At 48.2% G+C, this 23,882-nt stretch carries 25 protein-coding genes; 7 read left to right on the top strand and 18 right to left on the bottom strand.

Features of this window, described 5'->3' with window-relative positions:
• The first annotated feature begins 53 nt into the window (after nucleotides 1-53).
• A complete protein-coding gene (gene mnmC / locus G441_RS0101375) occupies nucleotides 54-2,120 on the top strand; it encodes a bifunctional tRNA (5-methylaminomethyl-2-thiouridine)(34)-methyltransferase MnmC2/FAD-dependent 5-carboxymethylaminomethyl-2-thiouridine(34) oxidoreductase MnmC1 (RefSeq protein WP_169726031.1) in 2,067 nt (688 codons plus the stop codon).
• A 1-nt stretch (nucleotide 2,121) separates the two neighbouring features.
• Here mnmC and G441_RS19110 read toward each other — a convergent pair whose 3' ends face one another.
• From G441_RS19110 to G441_RS17605, 7 genes are all read right to left on the bottom strand, one after another.
• Nucleotides 2,122-2,826 (bottom strand): FlgO family outer membrane protein, encoded by a 705-nt coding sequence (locus tag G441_RS19110; protein ID WP_051275247.1) that lies wholly within the window; start codon nucleotides 2,824-2,826, stop codon nucleotides 2,122-2,124.
• Between the two features lies 1 nt (nucleotide 2,827).
• On the bottom strand, nucleotides 2,828-3,565 hold the full coding sequence (locus tag G441_RS0101365; RefSeq protein WP_026374691.1) for a FlgO family outer membrane protein: 738 nt from the start codon (nucleotides 3,563-3,565) through the stop codon (nucleotides 2,828-2,830).
• A 10-nt stretch (nucleotides 3,566-3,575) separates the two neighbouring features.
• Nucleotides 3,576-4,181: a FlgO family outer membrane protein gene (locus G441_RS0101360; RefSeq protein WP_026374690.1), complete on the bottom strand. Its 606-nt coding sequence runs from the start codon at nucleotides 4,179-4,181 to the stop codon at nucleotides 3,576-3,578.
• Nucleotides 4,182-4,654: 473 nt separating this feature from the next.
• Nucleotides 4,655-5,758, bottom strand: a complete 1,104-nt coding sequence (locus tag G441_RS19105; protein WP_051275246.1) for a PAS domain-containing protein — start codon at nucleotides 5,756-5,758, stop codon at nucleotides 4,655-4,657.
• A 252-nt stretch (nucleotides 5,759-6,010) separates the two neighbouring features.
• Nucleotides 6,011-6,304, bottom strand: a complete 294-nt coding sequence (locus tag G441_RS0101350) for a YfcL family protein (protein ID WP_034474094.1) — start codon at nucleotides 6,302-6,304, stop codon at nucleotides 6,011-6,013.
• Between the two features lie 18 nt (nucleotides 6,305-6,322).
• Nucleotides 6,323-7,465: an ATP-NAD kinase family protein gene (locus G441_RS0101345; RefSeq protein ID WP_026374688.1), complete on the bottom strand. Its 1,143-nt coding sequence runs from the start codon at nucleotides 7,463-7,465 to the stop codon at nucleotides 6,323-6,325.
• Nucleotides 7,458-8,018, bottom strand: a complete 561-nt coding sequence (locus tag G441_RS17605; protein ID WP_051275244.1) for an elongation factor P hydroxylase — start codon at nucleotides 8,016-8,018, stop codon at nucleotides 7,458-7,460. The genes G441_RS0101345 and G441_RS17605 overlap by 8 nt, the downstream gene beginning before the upstream one ends.
• Nucleotides 8,019-8,185: 167 nt before the next feature.
• Here G441_RS17605 and G441_RS0101335 point away from each other — a divergent pair, with 167 nt between their 5' ends.
• The 3 genes from G441_RS0101335 to G441_RS17600 are packed head-to-tail and all read left to right on the top strand — an operon-like array spanning nucleotide 8,186 to nucleotide 10,445.
• Nucleotides 8,186-8,881, top strand: coding sequence for an FFLEELY motif protein (locus tag G441_RS0101335; RefSeq protein WP_026374687.1), 696 nt, complete (start codon nucleotides 8,186-8,188; stop codon nucleotides 8,879-8,881).
• Nucleotides 8,878-9,333: an acyl-CoA thioesterase gene (locus G441_RS0101330; protein WP_026374686.1), complete on the top strand. Its 456-nt coding sequence runs from the start codon at nucleotides 8,878-8,880 to the stop codon at nucleotides 9,331-9,333. Before G441_RS0101335 ends, G441_RS0101330 begins: the two co-directional genes overlap by 4 nt.
• Nucleotides 9,333-10,445 carry a retropepsin-like aspartic protease family protein gene (locus G441_RS17600; RefSeq protein WP_051275243.1) on the top strand — a complete coding sequence of 371 codons (1,113 nt, stop codon included), beginning with the start codon at nucleotides 9,333-9,335 and terminating at the stop codon, nucleotides 10,443-10,445. Before G441_RS0101330 ends, G441_RS17600 begins: the two co-directional genes overlap by 1 nt.
• Before the next feature lie 160 nt (nucleotides 10,446-10,605).
• Here the strand turns inward: G441_RS17600 and G441_RS0101320 are convergent, their stop codons facing one another.
• The 9 genes from G441_RS0101320 to thrS all read right to left on the bottom strand — a co-directional run bounded on the left by G441_RS0101320 (nucleotide 10,606) and on the right by thrS (nucleotide 19,842).
• The gene (locus tag G441_RS0101320) at nucleotides 10,606-11,628 is read right to left on the bottom strand and encodes a mechanosensitive ion channel family protein (RefSeq protein WP_026374685.1); all 1,023 of its coding nucleotides are present in this window, start codon (nucleotides 11,626-11,628) and stop codon (nucleotides 10,606-10,608) included.
• Nucleotides 11,629-11,669: 41 nt separating this feature from the next.
• The gene (ihfA, locus tag G441_RS0101315) at nucleotides 11,670-11,969 is read right to left on the bottom strand and encodes an integration host factor subunit alpha (protein ID WP_026374684.1); all 300 of its coding nucleotides are present in this window, start codon (nucleotides 11,967-11,969) and stop codon (nucleotides 11,670-11,672) included.
• A gap of 4 nt (nucleotides 11,970-11,973) precedes the next feature.
• Nucleotides 11,974-14,361 carry a phenylalanine--tRNA ligase subunit beta gene (pheT, locus tag G441_RS0101310; RefSeq protein ID WP_026374683.1) on the bottom strand — a complete coding sequence of 796 codons (2,388 nt, stop codon included), beginning with the start codon at nucleotides 14,359-14,361 and terminating at the stop codon, nucleotides 11,974-11,976.
• A gap of 12 nt (nucleotides 14,362-14,373) precedes the next feature.
• Nucleotides 14,374-15,354 carry a phenylalanine--tRNA ligase subunit alpha gene (gene pheS / locus G441_RS0101305; protein WP_026374682.1) on the bottom strand — a complete coding sequence of 327 codons (981 nt, stop codon included), beginning with the start codon at nucleotides 15,352-15,354 and terminating at the stop codon, nucleotides 14,374-14,376.
• A gap of 281 nt (nucleotides 15,355-15,635) precedes the next feature.
• Complete coding sequence (locus G441_RS0101300; protein WP_026374681.1) at nucleotides 15,636-16,406, bottom strand: PEP-CTERM sorting domain-containing protein; 771 nt, start codon at nucleotides 16,404-16,406, stop codon at nucleotides 15,636-15,638.
• A gap of 270 nt (nucleotides 16,407-16,676) precedes the next feature.
• On the bottom strand, nucleotides 16,677-17,033 hold the full coding sequence (gene rplT / locus G441_RS0101295) for a 50S ribosomal protein L20 (protein WP_026374680.1): 357 nt from the start codon (nucleotides 17,031-17,033) through the stop codon (nucleotides 16,677-16,679).
• 16 nt (nucleotides 17,034-17,049) lie between these two features.
• On the bottom strand, nucleotides 17,050-17,247 hold the full coding sequence (gene rpmI / locus G441_RS0101290; protein WP_026374679.1) for a 50S ribosomal protein L35: 198 nt from the start codon (nucleotides 17,245-17,247) through the stop codon (nucleotides 17,050-17,052).
• A gap of 117 nt (nucleotides 17,248-17,364) precedes the next feature.
• Complete coding sequence (gene infC, locus G441_RS0101285) at nucleotides 17,365-17,904, bottom strand: translation initiation factor IF-3 (RefSeq protein ID WP_084407232.1); 540 nt, start codon at nucleotides 17,902-17,904, stop codon at nucleotides 17,365-17,367.
• A gap of 21 nt (nucleotides 17,905-17,925) precedes the next feature.
• Nucleotides 17,926-19,842 (bottom strand): threonine--tRNA ligase, encoded by a 1,917-nt coding sequence (gene thrS, locus G441_RS0101280; RefSeq protein ID WP_026374677.1) that lies wholly within the window; start codon nucleotides 19,840-19,842, stop codon nucleotides 17,926-17,928.
• Nucleotides 19,843-20,096: 254 nt separating this feature from the next.
• Here thrS and G441_RS0101275 point away from each other — a divergent pair, with 254 nt between their 5' ends.
• The 3 genes from G441_RS0101275 to G441_RS17595 are packed head-to-tail and all read left to right on the top strand — an operon-like array spanning nucleotide 20,097 to nucleotide 22,296.
• Entirely contained in the window at nucleotides 20,097-21,005 is a 909-nt protein-coding gene (locus tag G441_RS0101275) for a fructosamine kinase family protein (RefSeq protein ID WP_240485064.1), read from the top strand.
• A gap of 27 nt (nucleotides 21,006-21,032) precedes the next feature.
• The gene (locus G441_RS0101270) at nucleotides 21,033-21,233 is read left to right on the top strand and encodes a CPXCG motif-containing cysteine-rich protein (protein WP_026374675.1); all 201 of its coding nucleotides are present in this window, start codon (nucleotides 21,033-21,035) and stop codon (nucleotides 21,231-21,233) included.
• A 55-nt stretch (nucleotides 21,234-21,288) separates the two neighbouring features.
• A complete protein-coding gene (locus G441_RS17595) occupies nucleotides 21,289-22,296 on the top strand; it encodes a DUF3080 domain-containing protein (protein WP_034474078.1) in 1,008 nt (335 codons plus the stop codon).
• Between the two features lie 11 nt (nucleotides 22,297-22,307).
• Here G441_RS17595 and G441_RS0101260 read toward each other — a convergent pair whose 3' ends face one another.
• Nucleotides 22,308-23,327 (bottom strand): coiled-coil domain-containing protein, encoded by a 1,020-nt coding sequence (locus tag G441_RS0101260; RefSeq protein ID WP_026374674.1) that lies wholly within the window; start codon nucleotides 23,325-23,327, stop codon nucleotides 22,308-22,310.
• A 122-nt stretch (nucleotides 23,328-23,449) separates the two neighbouring features.
• Nucleotides 23,450-23,881 (bottom strand): hypothetical protein, encoded by a 432-nt coding sequence (locus G441_RS0101255; protein WP_026374673.1) that lies wholly within the window; start codon nucleotides 23,879-23,881, stop codon nucleotides 23,450-23,452.
• Between the last annotated feature and the right edge of the window lies 1 nt (nucleotide 23,882).

Genomic DNA, 23,882 nt, shown 5'->3' with positions numbered 1-23,882 from the left:
GCATAGGATAACGATTATTGACGACTAACTGGTCCGCTCTTTGTGAAATTTTTGTGTCAAGCGTCAGTTGCATTACACTACGCAGCAAAATCATTAGCTATCTATTTACTGTGAATTTACGCCCGGCACAGATCCACTTTAACCAGCAAGGAACACCCGTTTCAGACGAATTTGATGACGTGTACTTCTCCAATGCCAATGGGATTGAAGAAACACAATACGTGTTCCTTAATAACAATGACCTACCCGCCCGATGGTTGCAATGCCAGGCTAAAAATTTTGTGATTGCAGAAACCGGCTTTGGCACTGGCCTGAATTTTCTGGTCACACTGCAGGCATATTTGCATCATCCCACTGTAGACGACTTGCCTCGCCTACACTTTATCAGCGTGGAAAAATTTCCCATTGAGCGCGAGGTCTTGGCCCAGGCGCTGGCCAACTGGCCAACATTAGAACATGAAGCGTCACAGTTAATTGCACAATACCCCTTGCCTATAGCTGGCTGCCATCGACTTTCCTTTGCTAATGGCAAGGTCATACTGGATCTGCATTTTGGCGATGCCATAGCAATCTTTGAAAATATGCAGGCACCACAAAATGGACTTATAGACTGCTGGTATCTGGACGGTTTTGCGCCATCTAAGAACCCGCAGATGTGGCAACCAGAGCTGTTCGCTCAAATGCGAAGGCTGACTAAATCAGGTGGGACATTTGCAACCTTTACCGCCGCAGGTGTGGTCAAACGAGGTCTGCGTGATGCCGGCTTTACGATTGAAAAGCGCCCTGGATTCGGTAGAAAACGCGATATGCTGGCAGGCACACTGCCGGCTGAACAAGACAGTAACGGCGCAGAGCCCACGCATTTTGCATACTATCAACGTCTGTTTGACTATCCACAGCCAGCCAACACGACTATTGTCGGTGCAGGACTGGCGGGTGCCTGTATTGCCTATCTGCTGACCCAGCAAGGCATACCCATAACGCTGATCAGTCAGGGCCAAGATGTCGCAGACGGCGCATCGGGAAATCTGGTGGGGGGCTTCTACCCGCAGCTTCACGCGCAGTTTTCCCCCATGAGTCAGTGTCAGGCCCTAAGCTTTTTGCACGCCAGACGGTTTTATGATCATCTTGAGCAGCGCGGCATCAGCTTTGAGTATGACTGGTGTGGCGTGCTACAGCTTGCCCACACTGACACCTTGCATGACAGGTTACATAAAATTAGCACATCGGGTCTGTGGCCTGCTGAGCTTGCCTGCATTGTTGATAGAAGCAGGGCCAGTCAACTAGCCGGCGTTCAGCTTGAGCAGGCCGCATTGCATATCCCTATGGGTGGCTGGATAAGTCCAGCCAGCCTGGTTCGTGCACTGGTTGACGCTGCAGTGGCAACGGGATTATGCGAGCTGCAACTCGGGCAGACAGTAACTTATATACAAAAAGAGGGAGACCTCTGGCGATTACAGACGGCAGAGGGCAACAAAACCCATGCTGATGCTGTGGTGCTGACCACTGGCGCACAGAGCGCTGAGATAATGCACCTCGATGGTTTACCCATGCGACCGGTACGCGGACAGGTAGAGCATGTGCCAGCGCAGCCGTCACTTGCACCTTTGAAGAGTGTTTTATGTCATAAAGGCTACTTCACTCCGGCGGTAAACGGCATGCATGCAATGGGTTCCACCTATGTAAAAGGGTCTATGAACACAGACGTGAGTGCGCAGGAAACACAGGTCAACATGACTACGCATCACGCTGCTATGCAGGGTAACGAATGGTTTGATAACGTTGATATCAACGGCGAAGCAAGGGCATCGGTACGCAACACGGTCCCCGACCATCAGCCAATCGTGGGTGCCGTACCTGATTTGCACAGCCAGACGTCGCAATATGCTGAGCTGTATAAAGCCAGATCGCAACATACCTATCCGTTAGCTGATAATAAGACCGGCATGTATGTCTGCACCGGGCTGGGTTCACGGGGGCTCACCACTGCGCCGCTGATGGCGCAGCTCACCATCAGTCAGATGCTCGGTCAACCGCTGCCGCTTACGGCGCCGTTATTAGATGCACTAAATCCGAACCGCTTCCTGATAAAAGCGCTGCGCAAAATGCAGCAGGGTTAAATTAGTCAGCCGCCACGTAGCTATCGGGCATAAGCTGCTCTACCACGATACGAGGGATCTGCAGGGTCGCGCTTGATGCCAGACGTTTGTTGTCTAAATGAGCAATACGGGCATTGATTGTCAGACCTCGGGGGTTTTCAATCATGGTGCCTGTGAGCACATAGTCCAATGCCAGCTCGTTGGCCAGATCATCTTCGTCACGACTCAGCACAATGTCGCCATGACGACCTACAGCAATGCCATCCTGCAGTTTAAAGTCCACGACATTCACACCAAGTTGTTGCAATTGCACCATGGTGTATTCTGCCAACTGATTGCCCACTACAGACGTGTTCTGCAGTGATGCATCAAATGCGACAAAGGACACCACGCCTATGCGTGAGGCGCTACTTATCCCATTCGCATGTTTAATCAGCTGCATAGCTAACTGCTCAGCATAATCAGCCAGCGATTTATGCATTGTCTCAGCGTAGAAGCGATGTTGCGGCTGTCGCCACACAGGCCTTTGTGTAACGGCTTGCTGCTGATGCCTGGCGCGATCACGTGAATCTGGAGTATACGTTCTGCCATTGACCTGCATGTTGTCAGGCAACGGTTTTGCATCGTCCTTATTGCTCATAACAGAGGCAAAAGGATCGGACCAGTCCGGTGATGCGAGGCACCCGGTGAGTAGTAGTGCCATCATGCAGATCAGCAACCCACGCATATCAATCTCCTTCAATCAGTCTGACACCGTCACGCATACTGTCGTCACTGTGCTGTTGCTCACTGGGTAGCAGTGCGTCAGCGACATAAAATGGGATCAAAGATTGTGCGGTGGCCACCACGGCTTTGGACTCTAATCCCAATACCCGTGCATTAACCAGATAACCGCCCTGATGGCGGGCCAGTGTGCCGGTCAGCACATATTCAATGGGATAACGCTGCTTCAGTTCCAGAAAGTCCCGAGATAGCACAAAGTCACCGTGCCCTGTCACCCTGATGTAGTCGGTCGTCTTATAATCAATAACAGGAATTCGAAATTTGTGTAGTTCATGAATGAATGATTCTGCCATCTGATGACCAAGCAGATTGGTGCTGTTTAAATCACCATCGAGCAGTGCGAAATGTGTCACACCTATCGGTGTGTCATCTGTCACATACTCCATATTCGCAATCAGGTCCTGGGTCATGTTCTGCACATAATCACCAATATGCTTGGTGAGCATTTGGCCTTTGTAGGCGCCGTACGCATTTGAATAGGTCGGTGTCGAGCCCAGTGCGCCAAACTTGTCTATCCCATAACGTTCGGTTTGCTGATCGTAGTCTTCACGCTCAGGTGCCTGTGCAATGTCGATCACATTCATAGGCATCACGTCGGGCGTGTGGTTTAGTGCACTGTCATCAACACTGGAACATCCAGCGAGACCACATACTACCAGCATAAAAACGCTCATTTGTTTCATTTGTGTCACCTTATTCTGTGTCCGAGCGATAAAGTTTGCCATTGCGATGGCCTACTTTCTCACGTTGCCAAAATAGCTCATCCGGAAAAAAGCGTGTTGCCGCTGCGACTACGTCACGACTGCGTGCATTGATAATGCGCGCATTGACGATAGCCCCGCGATACTGAGGTGTAATCGTGCCGCTGATATAAAAATCGGCCCCCTGCTGATCGCTCAGGTGTTCAATGTTCCGTGAATACACACGATTTCCTTCACTGCCAATAATTATATCGCGCGAAACATTGAAGTCTTGAGCAGTAAAACCCCGCCGTGTCGCTTCAGTAATCAGTCCCTGTTCGAGTTGATGCCCAAGTAGCATCAATGGGTGTTGCTCATCTAGATTATGTTCAAGCGCATCGACAGGCACGAAATCTACCACAGCGTATCGAGCCTGTGCGGCGGGATGCATCCCCATGAACAGTTCATTCGCAAGCTGATGAGTGTAATATTCGACATTGCCCAGCGGGTTAAGCTGCGACTCGTTGAATTGCTGTTGTGTATCGGTGTTGTAGACACTACTGCAGCCTGCAAGAAGCAACAGAGAAACCACGCAACAGGTGCTTTTGAAAGACTTCACAGCACATTCCTCACATTAATTGGGCATTGCCCCAGAAAAACACGTGGGAATGATTACGCAAAAATCGCGCCAAAGGCTATTGCTCAGCCAATACTAGCGATGTAAGAGAAACCGAGGTTGATGATGGCAACAAATTGCCGATGGGCGGCAATGTTTTCGCCGCTTTGGTAGCAACCTTACGCTTGCTAAATATCGTACGTTTTTGCTTTTTCCGGCTCAGCGTATCCACGCAATGACTCGGAGCGGGGAAAACGCGCGACCCGAGCAAAAAGGAGCGCACAAAACAAACTGGGAAGGATCAGAAAGTACACCCAGTTTTGCATACCCAAACTGAATATGACGTATACCGACAGCACAATAATTGCTGCGCTAACAACAAAAGACCTCGCTGACATATAGATACCTTTTGATTAATAAAATGGGTATATAACGTGATACAACATCCTTGCATGTTCAGATCACAAAATAACCACTTAGTTCATTATTACGCTCATCTGTTCGACCGAGCCAATAATGCTGGCATCAAACTGATGAATGTCTTCAGCCGTTTGATTCACGAACACGTCACTGATCCAGGTATTCAGGTCATAGATTAGTGAACTCATGATTTCCAGTGTTATTGCTTTTTCCAAAAAATGCTGATGCCTGAGAAGAGTATCGACCAGTTTGTAAAGCGCTGTAGAAATGGATGAAAACTCGTCCATCATAAACACAATATTGGCAAATTCGTGCAGCTGGCTGAGGCAGTCTTGCAGGCAGGCCCGTCGTTTAATATTCAGCTTCGCCAGTTCAATGTTCGCAACACATTCTTCGATAATGCAGCTCAATGCCAAAATGTCATTATAGTCGAGGTCGGTTTTTTTCAGATAATCCGCGGCTGTGGTTGCGTCATTGGTATTTTCTGTTTCTCTTACGTCACTGGCAGATGACGTATTGGCATCAAAATTGAAGTCATCAAATAATTCAATTTCATCGTGGTCGTTAAACTCGACATCATGTTTTTCTGCTTCACCAACGGTTTTTCGTACACTATTTTGTGCCAGTATGCCTTTAAACGCTTGCTTTAAACTTGGTGATGTACCGATGACATTAGCAATGAAGGTTTTGATAAATCCTACATCACGGTGCACTGAAAGGAAGAACAGCACATTGCCTGACGTGTCCTTTATTGGATTCACCTTCCATTCAACATGATACTCTTCTCCATCCTTTCGATAATTTACTGCGGTCCCATGAAACGGAGTGCCTTTTGATAAACTACTGCGCAGTCTTTCTACGGTAGATTGTTTCGTTTTCTCACCTTGTAGCAAGGCCGGAGATTTGCCTAGTAGCTCATCCTGTCTATAACCGGACATCTCACACATTTTGGCATTAACAAACAGGATGGAGGGGTTGTCGATATCCGGCGTTGTAATAAGTACGCCGTCAAAACTGTCCTGAAATAACATGTGTGCCGCGTTCAGCAGCCCCAACATATTTGATGAGTTGAGTGTCTCACACAGTGTTTCAACGTCAGGACACAGCATAGTAGTACATTCCTCCAACTTGGATGACAAAAAACCGGAAAACAGACGCATATTTCGTCTGTCGAAAAAGTGCGCGCATTTTATCCAGCACTGGTCTGATGTCCAGCGTACAAAATGCTACAAATGGGATAGGAAAAGGAAAGTATAAAGATGGATAACCTAAATACGCATTTTTTATTTATGCAAACAGGTTATTTTATAGTGTATTCAGATAGTTATGATAACGTTGTCGTTTTGACTGACGGGGTAATGCAGATACTTAGCCCTTTTTACACAAAAAATGAAATACCTAATTCAGTTTACCTACACTGACTTGTTTTCAAAAAGCTTGCGCCACAGATTCCGAACATCCTCCTGGTCCGATTCATTCAGTTCGTTATTACTGAACGCGTCATCCAGGCTTTGCTGCATGCGGCTGTTAAGCGCTGACAACGTGGTTTCGTTTTGTCGCTCCGCCTGACTGACGATCAGGGAAAAATGACCATGCAGATAGCCAGAGATAAATAAGTCGTGCTCGCTCGCGGTATCTACCATATCGAAAAGTTGTTGTTCAATACGTTCGACGCACTGCGCCAGTGTTTCAGTAGGATGGTTCAAGAATGTTCCTCGTATTTGCTAGCGAAGTTGATAGAGCACCTGATCGTGGTATCCAGTGATGATGGGGATAAGTCCAGACAGTTCAGCATCCAGCGTTTCGTCTCCGCTGTCGGCGATAAGTGGACGTCCCTCAAGCGCATTGATCTTATTCTTGGTCGCTACGATAAGCATATTTTCCCGCCCTACACTGCGAACCACATCAGCACTCAATTGTTGATTGCCTCTGCCCAACACGTGTCCCTGCCCACCAATCAGTGTTAATACCAGTTTGCACGGTTGATGCTGAACAAGGCTTAACAGTTCTGTAGCGGTGACATCTGAGGCCACCAGATGACCATTTTGCACCACGTCAACACCCAGTAAGGTATTCTCCAGACCTAGCTCCTCCATAATAAAATCCACGGTTGAACCCGATCCCATGACAAAATACGCGTCAGGACTTTCATCCATCAGTTCAATGACGTGTGCCGCAATATCCGCCAGCACCAGCTCATCGGACTCTCTACCACCCATTTTTACAGATTGGATGTACTCAAGCTGTTTAGGCACCTGAAGTTCACCAAAATGACGGGCGATAACGTTCCCGCTGCGAAACGCATTCTCGTCAATATCCCTGACTTCTCCCTCGAATATGGATACCAGCTCGCCACGCACCACACTCGCCACAACAGCCCCGGCAGCGCTAGGCGTAATCGCAAACACACCAGAATGTATTTTGCATCCAGCAGGGATACCCACCACAGGACACGCCATGTTCACAATTTCACTGACATTTCTTGCGGTGCCGTCTCCGCCGGCGAAAACCAGTAGATCAATCCCCTGCTCTACCAATATTCGACAGGTTGCGAGGGTATCTTCAGGCTCAGTCTGATTGCTCTGCGGTTCGTATACCACCTGATGTGGCAAATCCAACTCCATACACACCGACTGTCCCATATCGCCAGCCGCGGTATACACCATAACGTTCGATTTGAGTTCGACCAATGACTGTAACGCCCGTTTAGTTTTTGCCATTGCCTGCTGAACGGCCCCCATGGCCAGCGCTCGCTCGCGAATTTCTGCTCCATCGCTGCCCTTAAGTGCCAATGCACCGCCAATGCCAGCAAAAGGATTGACCACTAGCCCTAATTTAAAGACATTGCTCGATAATCGTTCAGGCACCCGCGACCTCCGGATCGAACTGTTTTAGCGTCAATGGCGCTGTATGAAATCGTCTCGACAGACAGTTAATGAACTGCTGAGCACGCGGTGGAAAGCCTTCTTGCAAATAGCTTGTGACCTGCTCGAATACTCGCATTGCAAACGCTTTTCTGTCGGGCGTCACACCGTCAAGATTATCGGTACTGACCCGAAACGGATGTGCCGAGGCTACACTGAATGCCCACTCAATGGCTTGTGGCTTGACCTCAACCTGTTCAAACGCCTGCTGTTGCTGTTCGTTTCTGCCATCAGGGCAATACCAATATCCATAGTCCACTTGCTGGCGACGCTGTTCGCCAGCCAGACACCAATGGGCAATTTCATGTAGCGCGCTGGAAAAAAAGCCATGTGCAAAAATGATTTGATGAGGCTCACAGGGCTTGGTAGCGGGCAAGTATAAAGGCTCATCATCACCTTTAACCAGACGCGTGTTGTGATCCGCAAAGAACGCTTGCTCGAATAACGCTATAAGTTCATCAATACAATGCACGTCTGACTGCTGTGCTGAGACCACGCTGCTTCTCCGCTAGAGGCTTAGGCTGATTTGTGAGGCTGCGCATTTTACCCAGCTCCTCAGCCACCCTCAAGTCATGTGAAACATGCGTAGCCATTCTATTGTAAAGCGAGTTTGATTGAGACAAGCTATAGACATCAGTAAATTAACAGGACGCCCTTTGCTTCATGGCACAACCGGTTGAACACATTATTCAGCATCTTAACCAGGTTAATGTACTGCGTGACCTTGCCGAGCGCGGCGGCTTACTTAGCGTCATTCAGGATGTGCAAAACTGGCAGTGTGAGCGTCTCATTGCCAGTCATCAGGGGATGTGGAATGACCCACGCTTTCGCCCGGCAATGGAGTTTTTCGTCGATGAATTATATGGACCAAAAGACTTCAGCCAGCGAGATCAGGACATCGCCCGAGTTGTACCCAAGCTTGCCAAAGTGTTACCCGAAAAGGCCATATTATCGCTTGAGGCGGCATTGAATCTTAATCGTTTGTCATTTGAGCTCGACTTTGCCATGGCGCAGCAATTACAGGGGCAAACCATCAACCGGGAGTCCTATGCCGCGGCTTACGTTAATGTTGGACGCGAAGACGACCGCGTTGTACAGATAAACGTCATAGAGTTACTTGGCGACCAGCTTGCTGACGTGGTGCGTTTCCGTGGTATCTCTACACTCATCAAGTTGGCAAGAAAACCGGCCAAACTTGCTGGTCTGCTGTCCTTGCATGAATTTTTGGAAGCTGGCTATCATGCCTTTAAAAAATTAGGTGATGTGCACGAATTTATTGATCCCATCGTAGAAAAAGAGCGCGCGATCATGCACGCCCTACTCCACGATGACACGAACCCACTTCCGGAGCAGCTTTGAACGAACATCTTCAATTAAACTGGCAGTTTCCTGACCCTCATATCATTGAGTGGAGAATCGCTAAACAGGAGATTGATCACTACAATCACGTCAACAACGTTGCCTATGTCAGCATGTTGGAGAAGCTTGCCTGGTCTCATTCCAACGCATTAGGATTAACAATTGATGATTATCGTGCACTGGATCGGGGAATGGCGATAAGCCGGCACGAGATTGACTACCTTGCCGCAGCCCTGCTCGACGACGTATTACTCTGTGCAACCTGGATTGTGCAGTGCGACAGTCGATTAAAGCTCTCTCGTCGTTTCCAGTTTATCCGTCAGCATGATGGCGCCACGGTGCTAAAAGCCCGCACTGACTTCGTCTGTATTGCACTGTCATCGGGGCGACCAAAGCGCATGCCAGAGCGTTTCTGTGATGTATATGGAAGCGCCTGCATCAAGGAGCCATAATGCGCTGGTTTGCGGTGCTCTTGAGCGCGTCACTAACACTCAATGTGTTGTTGCTGACTAAAATTTGGCAATCAGATAGTGATGCCACAAATGTTTTGGCGAAACAGAACACGCCTGCACTCAAAAACACTCAGCCAGTGGCAAGTCAAGAAGATGCCCAAGAGCCCGCTGCGACTGCACCTGCAACATCCAACTTTAACGATATCAGCATTGCTCAGCTAAATACCCATTGGCAACGTTGGCAGCGGGACCAGGATTATCGCAGTGCGCAAACCGCGATTCATGCCTATTTGCAGCAGCATCCGCAGGACATCGATGCGCTGCTAATCGAAGCTGAGCTGATCGCAGCAACGGAGCCTCTATCTGAAGCGATAGAGCATTATTACAGTCTGTTGTCATTACCATTAAGTCAGTCCCAGGATACACAGATAAGACAGCGGATTATTACATTGACAGACGAAGCCATTGCCAGACTCTCTGATGCCAGAGCCTGGGATGTACTTGCCATGTTTGTAGAGCCTTTGGTTCAACTCGACCCGACAGAGCGTCGTTATATCCTTGCCCTGGCACAAGCGTATGGTCAGCAAAGTCAATTTACGTTAATGGAAAATACCCTGGCGTCGCTCATGCCCAATGATCACGACGCACAGCGCCTGCGCGAGGCGCTCATCCCCAAATCGGAAGAACAAATTGTCAGCAATCGTAGGCCGGTTGCCGAAATTACTCCCAAACCCCGCAAACAGGGCATTGCACTGACCCGCATCGGCGATCAGTTTCTGGTTAATGCGAAATTAAACAGCTCAGGAGTGACATTGCTGATCGACACCGGTGCGTCAGCCTCCGCGATCACGCAGCAGCATTTTGAAACGTTACCGCGTAGTGAAAGAGGCACCTTTATTGGTCGATTTACTATCAATACGGCCGCAGGACAGATTGTCGCGCCCATGTATCGCATGGCAACGCTGTCAATCGGTCGCTACTCGGTAAACAATACAACAGTGATGATATTGCCACTGGATGATCTTGGCGTTGCCGACGGATTACTGGGTATGAACTTTCTGAAGGAATTTGATTTTCGAATCGACCAGAGTAATGCGCTACTTTATTTATAAGTGCAAAACCTGACGGCAAAGACAACTGAGCGAGCGGAGTGAGCGACAGTGGAGCTTCAGTCAGGCTTTTGCGCAACCGATGTTATTTTGAGGCACAAGGTTAAAAAGAGCAGATGCCGCACTAAATGCGGCATGACGTGTGTATTAACGCGCAGCGTTTTCAGGGATTTTCTCCATTCCCCGCTGCTTTTATCTCAACTATCTTCGCTTCAAGCGTTTCCAGTTTGTGCTTTAACCTTGTTTTTTGCTCAGCATCTGCGTTTTTTATTTTTTCGAGAAGACTTTCACGCTGACTCTGCAGTTGCTGCAATGATTGTTCTTTTTGCTGTGCAGATTCAGCTTTATCAAAAATCACCTCTTCTGCCTGTTTTTCTTCTTTGATTTGTGCGGCAGCAGATACCGCAGGGACCATTCGCACACCGTCTGGAATTGGTCTTTGTCCCATGAATCGGGGCGACATGATCTCAACGTCATTCTCATGCAGTCTGTCTAATACACATCGAAACAGCTGAGAACGCGCACTGATCAGATTTTTCACTTCACTAAGGATACCATTCACTCTGTAACACACTACATGATCTGCAAGCTCAATTACCTGTACAAATCCGTCAGTCAACCCAGCTTGTTCTGTAGCTTCCAGCAGTAAGCTTTCAATTCGACTATGGTGCTCGTCATACCCGATGGAGACATCGCATGACACTAACGCCCCTGAACTTCTCACCACGCTGACTGGCCTGCTTATCAGATAGGTATTGGGCAGTGCGACCAACTCTCGTTTGTCAGTCTGCAGTTCGGTATCCAGCAGTCCACGCTCGACAACGCGACCAAACACATCACCCACGCGCACAAAATCGCCCGTTGCAAAGGGCCTCGTCACACGCAGCATAAAGCCTGCCATCAGGTTGGCAAAAATCGTGCTGGATGAGAAGGCAATCACACCCGATATAATCAATCCCAGTAGTCCAAGGATCTGATTACGCGTGCTGTCGGCGACAGGCAGCGCCAGAACATTGGCAATGACGGCAATAAGCGTCAGGATCAGCATGGCTAGATGACGATAAAATAGCTTTTCGTTACCTGCTTTTTGCTGCGATTTTATTAAGACCGTGTGGAACAACCACAGCATGCCAATACTTGCACATGCTGTGAAGATGAAGGTTAGAGTATCACTGGAAAACGTCATAGAACGAAAAAGCGCACCCCAAAGGGTGCGCTTCGTATGAATTACTCGACGGGTGGCTTGGTGTTTTCAACCCGGCTTTTTAGCTTTTGTCCGGGACGGAATGTCACCACTCGCCTTGCCTTGATGGGAATATCCTCACCCGTCTTAGGGTTACGGCCAGGGCGTTCATTTTTTTGACGCAGGTCAAAATTACCAAAACCAGATAATTTCACCTGTTCGCCAGATTCCAAGGCTTCACGGACTTCTTCGAAAAATAACTCTACGAGATCTTTGGCATCACGTTTGTTCATGCCCAATTTTTCAAAAAGGTGTTCAGCCATTTCGGCCTTGGTTAACGCCATATGTTCAATCCCTCAATGTGGCTCCGAACTCATTAGCGAGTTTGGCCAGAATATCATCAACCACCGCCTGAATATCAGATTCTTCCAATGTTCGGTCGGTGTCCTGCAACGTGAGCGACAACGCCAGGCTCTTATAACCCGGTTCGATGCCCTTACCCTTATACACATCGAACAAGTTTAGGCCAACTAATTGATTTGCGCCAAATTTTTCGATGAAAGTCAGGACTTCTCCAACGAGAATATCGTCTTTTACCACAATTGCAATGTCCCGACGGTTAGCTGGGAACTTTGACAGGGATTTAGCCTGTGGCAATTGACGGGCAGTGATAACCTCCAACGACAGCTCAAACACAAACGCTTTACCATTGATGCCCAAGGTTTTTTCAAGCTTGGGATGCACGGCGCCAACGTAGCCAGCAAGCTGTTCACCACGGTAAATGGCGGCGGCCTGGCCAGGATGTAAGGCTGGGTGCTGACACGCCTCAAAACGCCAGCTGGTATCGTCGACACTCAGTGCCAGCAGCTTCTCAACGTCACCCTTAATGTCATAAAAATCGACAGCCTGCTCTTCCAGTGTCCAGTGCTCATTGTAGCGGGTCCCGCTGATCACACCGGCAATCATCGCTTCCTGGCGTACCCCCTGAGGGGCACCTTGATCCGGAATAAAACGTAGACCTGACTCAAACAAACGGACACGGCTCTGTTGACGTTTCTGGTTATAAGACACAGCTTGCAACAGTCCAGGCCACAGGCTGACACGCATGACCGACATATCAGAAGATATTGGATGGGGTAATACCATCCCTTCCATGTCAGGGAACATTGCCTGTTGCGCCTTGGGATCAACAAACGAATACGTAATGGCTTCCTGATAGTCACTATCAACTAACAATGCCTTATAACGGTTCAGCGCAGTGTTACCTTCAACCGACTCTGACATGGTCAGCTTTGCGGTCGGCGCAACGTCAGGAATATTGTTGTACCCGTAAACGCGCGCAATTTCTTCAATCAGATCTTCTTCGATTGCAATATCAAAACGGTATGCAGGGGCGCTGGCTTGCCATCCTTGCGCCGTTTTCTCAACGTCCATACCAAGACGGGTGAGGATATCTTCGACCTGTTTGTCGCTGATACTGATGCCAATCACCTTGTGCAGCCTGTCACGACGTAATGACACCATAGGTGAGCCGGGTAAATGTGCCTCGCTTACGCCTTCGATTACAGGTCCCGCTTCACCACCAACGATGTCCAGCAAAAGCGCAGTGGCTCTTTCCATTGCCTTGCGCTGCAAAGTAGGATCGACTCCTCGCTCATAGCGATGGGACGCATCGGTGTGCAGGCCGTATTGGCGAGCTTTACCCAGTATCATATCTGGTGCAAAGAACGCACTTTCCAAAAAGATGTGCTGGCTTTGCTCAGTCACACCACTGTCCCAACCACCGAAAATACCGGCCATTGCCAGCGCTTTGGTGCTATCTGCGATGACCAGCGTATTGCTGTTTAGCTTGACGTCGTTTCCATCGAGTAAGGTTAAGGTTTCATCCTGCTCGGCGAATCGCACCACGATGCCACCGTCCAGCTTATCCAGATCAAACGCGTGCATCGGATGTCCCAACTCAAGCAGCACATAGTTGGTCACATCAACCACAGGGTCGATGCTGCGTACGCCACAGCGACGCAGCTTTTCCTGCATCCAAAGCGGCGCTTGTGCGTCCAGATTAATATTGCGGATCACCCTGCCCAGGTAGCGAGGACAGGCTTCAGGCGCCTGTAATGTTATTTCTCTACTGTCATCGATCGAAGCAGGCACCTCGGCAATTTCAGGCACACACACGTCGGCCTGATTGAGCACGCCCACTTCACGTGCAATGCCTCGAATACCGAGACAGTCAGCGCGATTCGGCGTTAAATCAACTTCAATGGTGACGTCATCAAGCCCGAAATATTCACGGATATCCTGCCCTATCGGCGCATCGGCCGGTAGTTCGATTATGCCGTCATGATCGTCACTGATACCGAGTTCAGAATAGCTGCACAGCATGCCGTGAGACGGCTGACCACGCAGTTTGGCCTTTTTGATTTTAAAATTCCCTGGTAATACGGCGCCAACTTTTGCGACAGCCACCTTCAGACCCAGACGGCAGTTAGGTGCACCACAGACAATATCAAGCAGTTCGTCGTCACCAACGTTAACTTTGGTCACACGCAGCTTATCTGCATCAGGGTGCTGTCCGCATTCCACGACTTCACCCACAACCACACCGGAGAATTCACCGGCTACAGGTTCAATACCGTCTACTTCAAGCCCGGCCATACTCAGCTGTTCAGATAATTGCTCGGTCGTAATGCTCGGGTTAACCCACTCTCTTAACCACTTTTCGCTAAATTTCATCGTACTGGTGTCCTATCTGAACTGCTTGAGGAAACGTAAATCATTTTCGAAGAACGAGCGCAGATCGCTGACTCCATAACGCAGCATCGTGAGTCGTTCTACACCCATACCGAATGCGAAGCCGGTATAGTGTTCAGGGTCAATGCCAACCGCACGCAGTACATTGGGATGCACCATGCCGCAACCTAACACTTCCAGCCATTTACCATTTTGTCCCATAACATCGACCTCTGCAGAAGGTTCGGTGAACGGGAAGTAAGAAGGACGGAAGCGAACCGTCATCTCTGCTTCAAAGAAATGATTCAAAAAGTCGTGCAGTATTCCTTTCAGCTCGGTAAAGCTCACGTCCGTATCGACCATCAATCCTTCGACCTGATGGAACATCGGCGTGTGAGTCTGATCGTAATCGTTACGGTAAACGCGGCCCGGTGAAATAATCCGCAGCGGCGGCTTTTCAGCCTCCATGGTGCGGATCTGAACGCCCGATGTCTGGGTTCTCAACATCACGTCTGGATTAAAATAAAAGGTGTCATGATCGGCACGTGCCGGGTGGTTGGCCGGAATATTAAGCGCATCAAAATTATGGAAACCATCTTCGACTTCTGGTCCTGATTTAACGCTGAAGCCCAGTTCGCCAAAGAAACTTTCAATACGGCTAATGGTGCGAGAAACAGGGTGCAGTCCACCGACCTTGTCGGCGCGGCCTGGCAGCGTCACATCGACTTTTTCTGCCTGCAACTTGGCGTTTAATTCCTGGTCTCGTAAAAGGTCACCCTTGGCACTCAACAATTTCTGGATTTGTTGTTTAGCCTGATTGATTCTCTGACCCGCGGCAGGACGCTCTTCTGCGGATAATTTTCCCAGACCTTTTAATAGTTCAGTGAGCTTACCTTTTTTGCCCATAAAGTCGACGCGCACCTGGTCAAGCACCTTTGCGTCAGTCGCGTCATTGATCAGTGACTCTGCCTCACTGATGATGGCTTCGAGATCCATACTTTTCCCCGAAAATGGAAAGATTATTTTGTATCGCGGAGCCTGCGTAAATATTATGTAGGCTCGCTCCAAAGAAGCCCGCAATTCTACATGAATTGGGGTACAGAGTGCCAGACCGGGTTTAGTTGCAGTCTGTTATTTTGTGTAGGTTGAGCTGTAGCTTAGGCCCGAATCATTGCCGGTAAAATCAACAAATCTCCAAATAAGCTTCCCGCTATAACGATTGAACAAAAAAGCCCATGTACATGACACGGGCTCTAGGATTTCTTAGAAATTAGTATTTATTTAACTCTTCTTAACCTCGCCATCGCCAGCAACCCCAGGGCCAGCGTTGCTATCGTGGATGGTTCTGGTACAGAGGTCGTTGTTACAGACATACCCACAATCTGGCCACCTTGGTTTTGATCGAAAGCGACAAACTCAAATGAGTACGTACCCAAAGCATCACGGTCAAATTCTTCTCCTGGTGGAGTCCAACCCACTTCAGTGGGTGTAGTGTCACCTGGAAACGTGAAAAGACCCGTGTTTAAAAACTCAAAATCTAAATTCCAACTTTCTTGCAGCAAAAAGTCTGCACCATTTGGATTGAACAGATTTACGATTGCAAATTCAGTTGAATTAGGATCAAGTTCATAATTTATTTGCAACCCACTTAGCAAATCCTGAATTGACGCACTCGTTGACTCAATGAAGAAATTAAAGTTCCACCGTGGACCGTCTTCTGTACATGCTCCAGGTGGTTCGAAACAAATGGTGTTGCCAGTGGTAGCAAAGAAGTTACCATTACCGTCATTAGTCAACGCTGGGCTCGCGTAACGCTGAGAGGCACCAATAGCCATCAATAAATCACCAGTACCATCATCATTGGTATCGAACAAATTCCAGGACATAGGATCGTTAGGAATACCATCGCCATTAAAATCGGCTTCAGAAAAGCCATCTGGTAATGCGCCAAACCCGTAGTCTATAGTCACCAAAGCAGCCTGAGATGGCAGCGACAAAGCTAACAGGCTCACTCCAGTTGCTAGGGCTTTCACAGCTCGTTTAAACATTATTGTTGCTTCCTCATACTTTTATAACACGTGGAGGCGTTCATGCTCTCGTCGTCTATTTTGACTTATTTTTATTAGACTAAAGTATTAAGCAAAAATAATACCGATGAAAAATAGTCTATACCTTTCATATAGTTAGGGTCTTCGTTCAGAAAGTATGAGTCTGAAGTGTAAAATTTTCTGACAGGGAAATTGCAAGGGCAGAAAAAGAAAAGGCGAGCTTCCTAGCTCGCCTTTCCCCGAAAGAACTTAAACTTAATACGTTATCGATTAAGCTAATGCGCCTTTAGCGGTATCCACTAATGCGCTGAAAGCGGTTTTGTCATGCACGGCGATGTCGGCAAGGATCTTACGATCAATTTCGACAGATGCCTTTTTCAGACCGTTAATGAAACGGCTGTATGACATACCATTTTGACGTGCCGCAGCGTTGATACGTGCAATCCACAGTTGACGGAACTGACGCTTACGCTGACGACGGTCACGATAGGCATACTGACCAGCTTTAGTTACTGCCTGAACCGCTACGCGGTAAACGCGACTGCGGGCACCGTAGTAGCCTTTAGCCTGCTTCAGGACTTTCTTATGACGTGCGCGGGCGATAGTACCGCGTTTTACTCTAGCCATTTTTCAGTCTCCTCTCTTATACGTAAGGCATCATACGCTGGATTAGCTTGGTATCCGCGTCGTGAGCCAGTTTCTTGCCACGCAGGTGACGTTTACGCTTAGAGCTCTTCTTGGTCAAAATGTGACGCAAGTGAGACTGTTTAGTTTTGAAGCGGCCTGAAGCGGTCTTTTTAAAACGCTTGGCAGCTCCTTTGTTGGTTTTCATTTTAGCCATTGCTAAAACTCCGCATTGTTTAAGACAAACCTTGGTGTGCAGTCACGTCAGTTTGGGTTTCAATTTGCAGCAGGGTGAGTCAGGCAGTGCAGGTGCTTAACTACTTGTAGACCACTACTACTTCTTATTTGGGGCGAGCACCATGATCATTTGTCGACCTTCAACCCTATTCGGGAATGCTTCGACGTTTGCAATGTCTTCCAAATCCGCTTTGACACGGTTCAAAAGCTCAATGCCGATCTCCTGGTGCGCCATTTCACGACCGCGGAAGCGGATTGTGACTTTGGCTTTATCACCACTTTCAAGAAAGCGACGCAGGTTGCGCAGTTTGACCTGGTAATCGCCTTCATCAGTGCCAGGGCGGAATTTAACCTCCTTGACCTGAATTTGCTTCTGTTTTTTCTTTTGCTCTTTAAGAGCCTTACTCTTCTCGAAAAGAAACTTGCCGTAGTCCATAACTTTGCAGACTGGCGGCTGGGCGTTAGGGCTGATTTCTACTAAATCGAGACTTGCCTGATCCGCTGCTTCCAGCGCTTCTGAAAGTGAGACAACTCCAACCTGTTCACCATCGTCTTTTATCAAGCGCACTTCACGTGCGGTAATTTCGTCATTAATCCGAGCTTTATCGCTCTGACCCTTATTGTTAGCGCCTCTGATGTGCGTTTCCTCCGAGTGATTTTAATTTATCGTCTTATCGTTGATTTCAGTGTCCAGCTTCGCCACGAGAGCATCAAGCGAGAGTTTTCCGAGGTCTTCACCTCGGCGAGAACGGACCGCAACTTCGTTTGCTTCCATCTCTTTATCACCGACAACCAACATGTAAGGGACGCGCCTTAATGTATGCTCGCGGATTTTAAAGCCAATCTTCTCATTTCTCAAGTCAGTCTTGGCCCTAAATCCCTTTTGTTGAAGAATATTTACCACTGACTGAGCATATTCAGCCTGATTGTCGGTAATATTCATCACCACCGCCTGAGTCGGCGCCAGCCATAACGGATAAAACCCTGCGTATTCTTCGGTCAAGATACCGATGAAACGTTCCAGTGATCCGAGCGTTGCACGGTGAATCATCACCGGTACTTTTCTCTCACCGTCTTCTGCGACATACGTCGACCCCAGACGTCCTGGCATGGAGAAATCCAGCTGCACCGTGCCACATTGCCAGGCGCGATCGAGACAGTCATGTAATGTGAACTCAATCTTGGGACCGTAAAACGCACCCTCTCCTGGCAGGTATTGAAACTCAATACCGCGCGTAGTTAATGCATCGGCCAGTTTCTGCTCGGCTTTATCCCAGATTTCATCAGATCCAACACGCTTTTCCGGGCGGGTAGACAGTTTGACAACAATATTTTCGAAACCAAAGTCTTTATAGACTTCATAAATCATGTCGATGCAGCTGATGACCTCAGACTCAATTTGATCTTCTGTACAGAAAATATGTGCATCATCCTGCGTAAAGCCGCGCACGCGCATCAATCCATGTAACGCACCTGACGGCTCGTTGCGGTGACAACAACCGAATTCAGCCATGCGCAGCGGCAGGTCACGATACGATTTCAGACCCTGGTTAAAAATCTGCACGTGACCAGGACAGTTCATGGGCTTGATTGCATACTCACGCTTTTCTGACTCAGTGGTGAACATGTTTTCCGCATACTTGTCCCAGTGACCCGACTTTTCCCACAGGGAGCGGTCCATCATCAATGGACCTTTTACTTCACCAAACCCGTATTTACGCTGTTTTTGGCGGATATACTTTTCCAGCTCAACATAAATGTTCCAGCCATCGTTATGCCAGAACACCATGCCAGGCGCCTCTTCCTGCCAATGGAACAAATCAAGGGCTTTACCAATTTTGCGATGGTCACGCTTCTCTGCTTCTTCCAAGCGGTTCAGATAGGCTTTGAGCTGCTTTTTATCAGCCCATGCCGTGCCATATACACGCTGCAGCATCTTGTTGTCGCTATTTCCGCGCCAGTATGCGCCAGCCACTTTCATCAATTTGAAGTGATGACAGAACTTCATGTTGGGTACGTGCGGACCGCGACACATATCGATATATTCTTCGTGGTGATACAAACCAGGACGGTCATCTTTGTCGATGTTTTCGTCCAGGATCTCCATCTTGTAACTCTCGCCACGTGATTCAAAGGTATCTCGTGCTTCCTGCCAACTTACCACCTTCTTGATGACGTCATAGTTGGTCTTGGCAAGTTCCAGCATGCGCTTTTCCAGCGCCTGGATATCGTCTTCACTAAGTGAATGTGGCAGATCAACATCATAATAGAAGCCGTTGTCTATGACCGGACCGATTGCCATCTTGACGTCCGGGAACAACTGCTTGATGGCATGCCCTAACAGGTGAGCGCAAGAGTGACGGATAATCTCCAACCCTTCTTCATCTTTAGCGGTGACGATCTGCACCTGTGCGTCATCGTTGATCATATCTACCGCATCAACCAGCTCACCATTGACCTTACCGGCGACGGTGGCTTTGGCAAGACCAGGACCGATATCGCTGGCAACATCTAAAACAGAGACTGGATTATCAAATTGGCGTTGACTGCCGTCAGGAAGCGTAATTACGGGCATGAAGTATCCTCTCACAGTGGTGACACGTACCAAGCGCCACATGCGTGTTTTTGCCTTGAAGCAATTTTTTACTAATAAAAAAACACCCTTAATCGGGTGCCTGAGTGCGAAGGGCTCTGTTACCGTCAGAGCCAATGCGCGAGATTATACCGTTATTAGCCCACGAAGCAATGCGTGAACAAAAGCCACACTTCGTAAATAGCGTTGCGATATAAAGAATTCACGCCTGATAATTTTATCGACTACCCGTCTGCATGAGATGTTCCATACTGGAAGAAGGCATTATTTTTCCGGCAACCATAATGTGGCACTTCATCAGCGAGCAAATCAGTGAACAGATTGACGCGCCATTTATTTGTGACGATATCCGCGAAGTCTCAGGCGGTGACACCCATCGCGCATTCAAAATAAGTGATGGTAAACGTCGATTTTTTGTGAAGACCAATGGCGCGAATAGCATTGAACACTTCACGGCTGAGGCGGAGGGCCTGGCGCACTTACAACAGGCTGAGCATTTCAGGGTACCCAGGGTAATTTGCACCGGCTGTGTAGGCGAGCACAGTTTTCTGGTCCTTGAACATGTCACTATGCATTCGGGGAATGAACAAAACTGGTACCAATTCGGGCAGCATCTAGCCCATTTACATCGGCATCACACCCAGCAAATGTATGGCTGGCAGGAGGACAACTTTATTGGCGTGACGCCTCAGCCAAACCGCTGGGATAAGAAGTGGAGTCACTTTTTCGCTGAGCAGCGTATCGGCTACATGCTGCAACTGCTGGCCGAGCGCGGCCATAAACTGGTGGACATCGACAATACGGTTAACGCAGTGACACGCCTTTTAAATGGTCATGCGCCAGAATCGTCTATGCTGCACGGTGACCTCTGGCATGGCAACACGGGATTTTTCAAAGACTCGCCGGTGTTGTTTGATCCCGCTTTTTATTACGGCGATAGGGAAACCGACATCGCCATGACCGAGCTTTTTAGCAAATTCCCCTCCGCTTTTTATGCTGGCTACCATGATGTTTGGCCACTCAGCGACGACTATCAGTATCGCAAGTCGGTTTATCAGCTCTATCACATTTTGAATCACGCGTTGCTATTTGGTGAGCATTATCTGCAATCTGCTCAGGCGACGTTAAAAAACCTTGATGCATAAGGATGTGAAACACGAAGGAGTGTAATAATGAATACAAAGCCGGCCCGTGTGACCTGTCCCCATTGTGGACATAGCATGCATTTATCAATTGATTTCAGTAATGGCGATCAGGATTACTTTGAGGAGTGTCCAAATTGCGCCAACGACGTTCATTTGCATATGCATATTGATGATGTTCATAAAAAGCTCGATGTAAGTATTAGTGCTGATGATGAACAACTTTACTGAACCATAGACAGCTTCTTTCCGTTATATCAGACAAGGATATCCACTGCTGTTGCGCATGACCGCTGCTTATCGCTACGCCCTGTTGGTTACTACACTGCTGCTTGCAAGTTGCAATGAAAAAATGCAACTGCATGATGATTTGAATGAATACCGCCAGCGTCTTGCCAATGTGCTGGACAGCGTTCCACCTGCGATTACTGATATAACTCCGCTCACACTACCACCTTTAGCCGAGCTCAGACCAGACATCGAAAATATGACGATGCAGCTGTCAGACTTTTATGCGTTACAGGACTGCCCTGTAAACACTCTTATCGCTGAACGCAATACATCACTGGGACGCGCTCAACACCCTTCAAGCCGATTCGTGTATGAAGTCACGCTGCTGGAGTCGCTTGAGTCCTGTCTTACCCAAATTGAGGATGAGGCAATAGCAGGCACATTGGAAAAATGGCTTAAACAGAAAACCCAACAACTTCCATTAGTCTGGGCAGACCTTATTGCAGGATCTGAGGAAGTCTATCTTGGTTTAACGCGCAGCAGTGCTTATGTAGCTGGAGATGACAGTGATGGTATGACGAGTACACGTGCAGCATTTTCATATCTACTGTCACTGTCGTCCAAGCCTTCCAACGACAGTGACGTATTAGAACAGCACCTGCAACAACTTATAGAATACCGTCTGCCAGCCAGATTATGGCGCACTCAGTTATTGGTGTCTCATCACCTTTCAGTCATGACGCAATGGTTGAAGCAAATTGAAGGCGACATTCAATGCCCAAATGGGAAAGCCATTCAGAAAGCGAAGTATCTGGTAAACGTATTCAACCTATTTTTTATTGAAAAAATTCAACCTGTGCTGGGTCAAGTCAACCGCTATCACTATCAGCTCGCGCCGATTATTGAAGAACTGGCACACCATCCAGCGCTTCCTGAAGCGCTAACAACTTTTTTGCAGACTAACATTGATGAACGATTCAACCGCTATCAGCAATCTGTCCATACTCATATAACATGGTGGCAGGCACTATTTTCACGCTGCGGTGTTCGTCCTGGTGTATGACGACTATGACGCTAGACAGTTTCGGTAGATATTGGCTGTCCGCCAGAACTTAACCTTTGTTTCAAGCTGCTGTTAGCAGCTTCTAACGCGGCACTGAGTTTGTTGGATATTTTCAGTTCGGCTTCTAAAGATTCCACTTGAGATGTTAATTCTTTGACACTCCGAGCCTGCTGTTCGCGCTCGCTCTGTAATTCATCACGTTCGCTTTGTATTGCTGAATGAGACGATTTCAATTCATCTAATTCAGATTGCAACGACGCAAGCTGAGCCTCAAATTGCTGCTGTACACCGTCCTGCGACTCACTCGCCTGCTCCTGAAGCGCCTGCAACTGTTCTGTTAGAACGTTATTTTGTTCTTGCAGTTCGGCCAGTTTGTGCGCCGAGGTCTCCGCATCGTCTGACGCTGCTGATAATTGTCCTTCGAGATCGGAAATGTGCTGTTGTTGCTCCTGTATCTGTGTTGATGCAGTGTCAACCTGCTGGGCAAGCTCTTCGACCTGCTGCTGATACTGATTTGATTCTTTACCAACGGTTTGTTGTAAGTTGGCGATTTCCTGTTGCAGCTCTTTAATCGTGTTATCACGCTGCGCCAATGCCTGCTCCAGGCTGATATTACGGTGCTGTGCCTGTTCGCACTCGCGTTCCAGCATTTCTGCTTTTTGCTGACTGAGGTCAGCAGCTTGCTCTAATTCGAGCTGGTTTTCTTTTATCCGTTGGTATTGAGCCTTCAACTGAGTGGCATGATTGGATACCTGCATTAGCTTTGCTTGCTGTTGCTGCACAGCTTGTTGCCAGGCCCCATTGAGCGCGTTGATAACAGTGTCAGGCAATGCTGTCGCTGTTTCATCTGATGACGTAGCCAAAGACCGGTACTTTTCCAGCACCGCTTTTACACGTTCAGGAGCAACATTATTACCAACCTCTCCTTGCACTGACTCAAGGTCGACTGTTTTTTGCTGTGCCTGTAATTCGAGGATAGCCTTCAAAATTGGCTGCTCGTCTTTTGAGAATTGCTCTGACAACTCGTGCATGGGTATCGCCACTGAACTGAAGTATCACAGTAACTATAACCATTGATAGCGGGTTTCGCCTATCTGCGTAACGATACGCACTTATGCATTTTCATAATGCATTGATAATGCTCAGATTGTTTTTAGGCAGATTTGACTGAAGACAAGGTCGAACTAATCGGGCTGAAGCCTTTTTCAGATATCCATTCAAGCGCGTCCGATGCATCGGTAAAATGCCGGTAAACTTTCGGGTTACGGCTGGTCTCAAGGGCTTTAGAAAGGATGAAGTCTTTCAATCCATCATCGGGATACACAACAGCATCGCAGGTAAGTTTATTGGCCATACACCAACGCTCCAACTCGTTTATAATGGGAACACAGTCTGGCGTGGCCAGCTCCCACCTGTCCAGATAGGTAATATGAGCCCAAGGCTGACTTGCCATACACGATGCGACTTTTTTAAACGCGTCAGCATAGGAATTTGTAGTCATGTCGTCCCATTGCCCACTGATGATGGCAACCAGCACGTCATTTTCTCTGCGCAGAGTAAAATGTGGGGTGACTATCTTATCCATT

The organism is Aestuariibacter salexigens DSM 15300 (assembly GCF_000429145.1).
GTDB lineage: Bacteria > Pseudomonadota > Gammaproteobacteria > Enterobacterales > Alteromonadaceae > Aestuariibacter > Aestuariibacter salexigens.
The sequence above is the reverse complement of the archived record's forward strand: the minus strand, read 5'-3'. Positions and strand labels throughout refer to the sequence as shown.

Excerpts from the sequence above, each read along its gene's own strand:
- G441_RS19110 (WP_051275247.1), bottom strand. The coding sequence starts at position 2,826 with ATGCGTGGGTTGCTGATCTGCATGATGGCACTACTACTCACCGGGTGC.
- G441_RS0101365 (WP_026374691.1), bottom strand. The coding sequence starts at position 3,565 with ATGAAACAAATGAGCGTTTTTATGCTGGTAGTATGTGGTCTCGCTGGA.
- G441_RS19105 (WP_051275246.1), bottom strand. The coding sequence starts at position 5,758 with ATGCGTCTGTTTTCCGGTTTTTTGTCATCCAAGTTGGAGGAATGTACT.
- G441_RS0101335 (WP_026374687.1), top strand. The coding sequence starts at position 8,186 with ATGGCACAACCGGTTGAACACATTATTCAGCATCTTAACCAGGTTAAT.
- G441_RS17600 (WP_051275243.1), top strand. The coding sequence starts at position 9,333 with ATGCGCTGGTTTGCGGTGCTCTTGAGCGCGTCACTAACACTCAATGTG.
- G441_RS0101320 (WP_026374685.1), bottom strand. The coding sequence starts at position 11,628 with ATGACGTTTTCCAGTGATACTCTAACCTTCATCTTCACAGCATGTGCA.
- ihfA (WP_026374684.1), bottom strand. The coding sequence starts at position 11,969 with ATGGCGTTAACCAAGGCCGAAATGGCTGAACACCTTTTTGAAAAATTG.
- pheT (WP_026374683.1), bottom strand. The coding sequence starts at position 14,361 with ATGAAATTTAGCGAAAAGTGGTTAAGAGAGTGGGTTAACCCGAGCATT.
- pheS (WP_026374682.1), bottom strand. The coding sequence starts at position 15,354 with ATGGATCTCGAAGCCATCATCAGTGAGGCAGAGTCACTGATCAATGAC.
- G441_RS0101300 (WP_026374681.1), bottom strand. The coding sequence starts at position 16,406 with ATGTTTAAACGAGCTGTGAAAGCCCTAGCAACTGGAGTGAGCCTGTTA.
- rplT (WP_026374680.1), bottom strand. The coding sequence starts at position 17,033 with ATGGCTAGAGTAAAACGCGGTACTATCGCCCGCGCACGTCATAAGAAA.
- rpmI (WP_026374679.1), bottom strand. The coding sequence starts at position 17,247 with ATGGCTAAAATGAAAACCAACAAAGGAGCTGCCAAGCGTTTTAAAAAG.
- thrS (WP_026374677.1), bottom strand. The coding sequence starts at position 19,842 with ATGCCCGTAATTACGCTTCCTGACGGCAGTCAACGCCAATTTGATAAT.
- G441_RS0101275 (WP_240485064.1), top strand. The coding sequence starts at position 20,097 with ATGAGATGTTCCATACTGGAAGAAGGCATTATTTTTCCGGCAACCATA.
- G441_RS0101270 (WP_026374675.1), top strand. The coding sequence starts at position 21,033 with ATGAATACAAAGCCGGCCCGTGTGACCTGTCCCCATTGTGGACATAGC.
- G441_RS17595 (WP_034474078.1), top strand. The coding sequence starts at position 21,289 with ATGACCGCTGCTTATCGCTACGCCCTGTTGGTTACTACACTGCTGCTT.
- G441_RS0101260 (WP_026374674.1), bottom strand. The coding sequence starts at position 23,327 with ATGCACGAGTTGTCAGAGCAATTCTCAAAAGACGAGCAGCCAATTTTG.
- G441_RS0101255 (WP_026374673.1), bottom strand. The coding sequence starts at position 23,881 with ATGGATAAGATAGTCACCCCACATTTTACTCTGCGCAGAGAAAATGAC.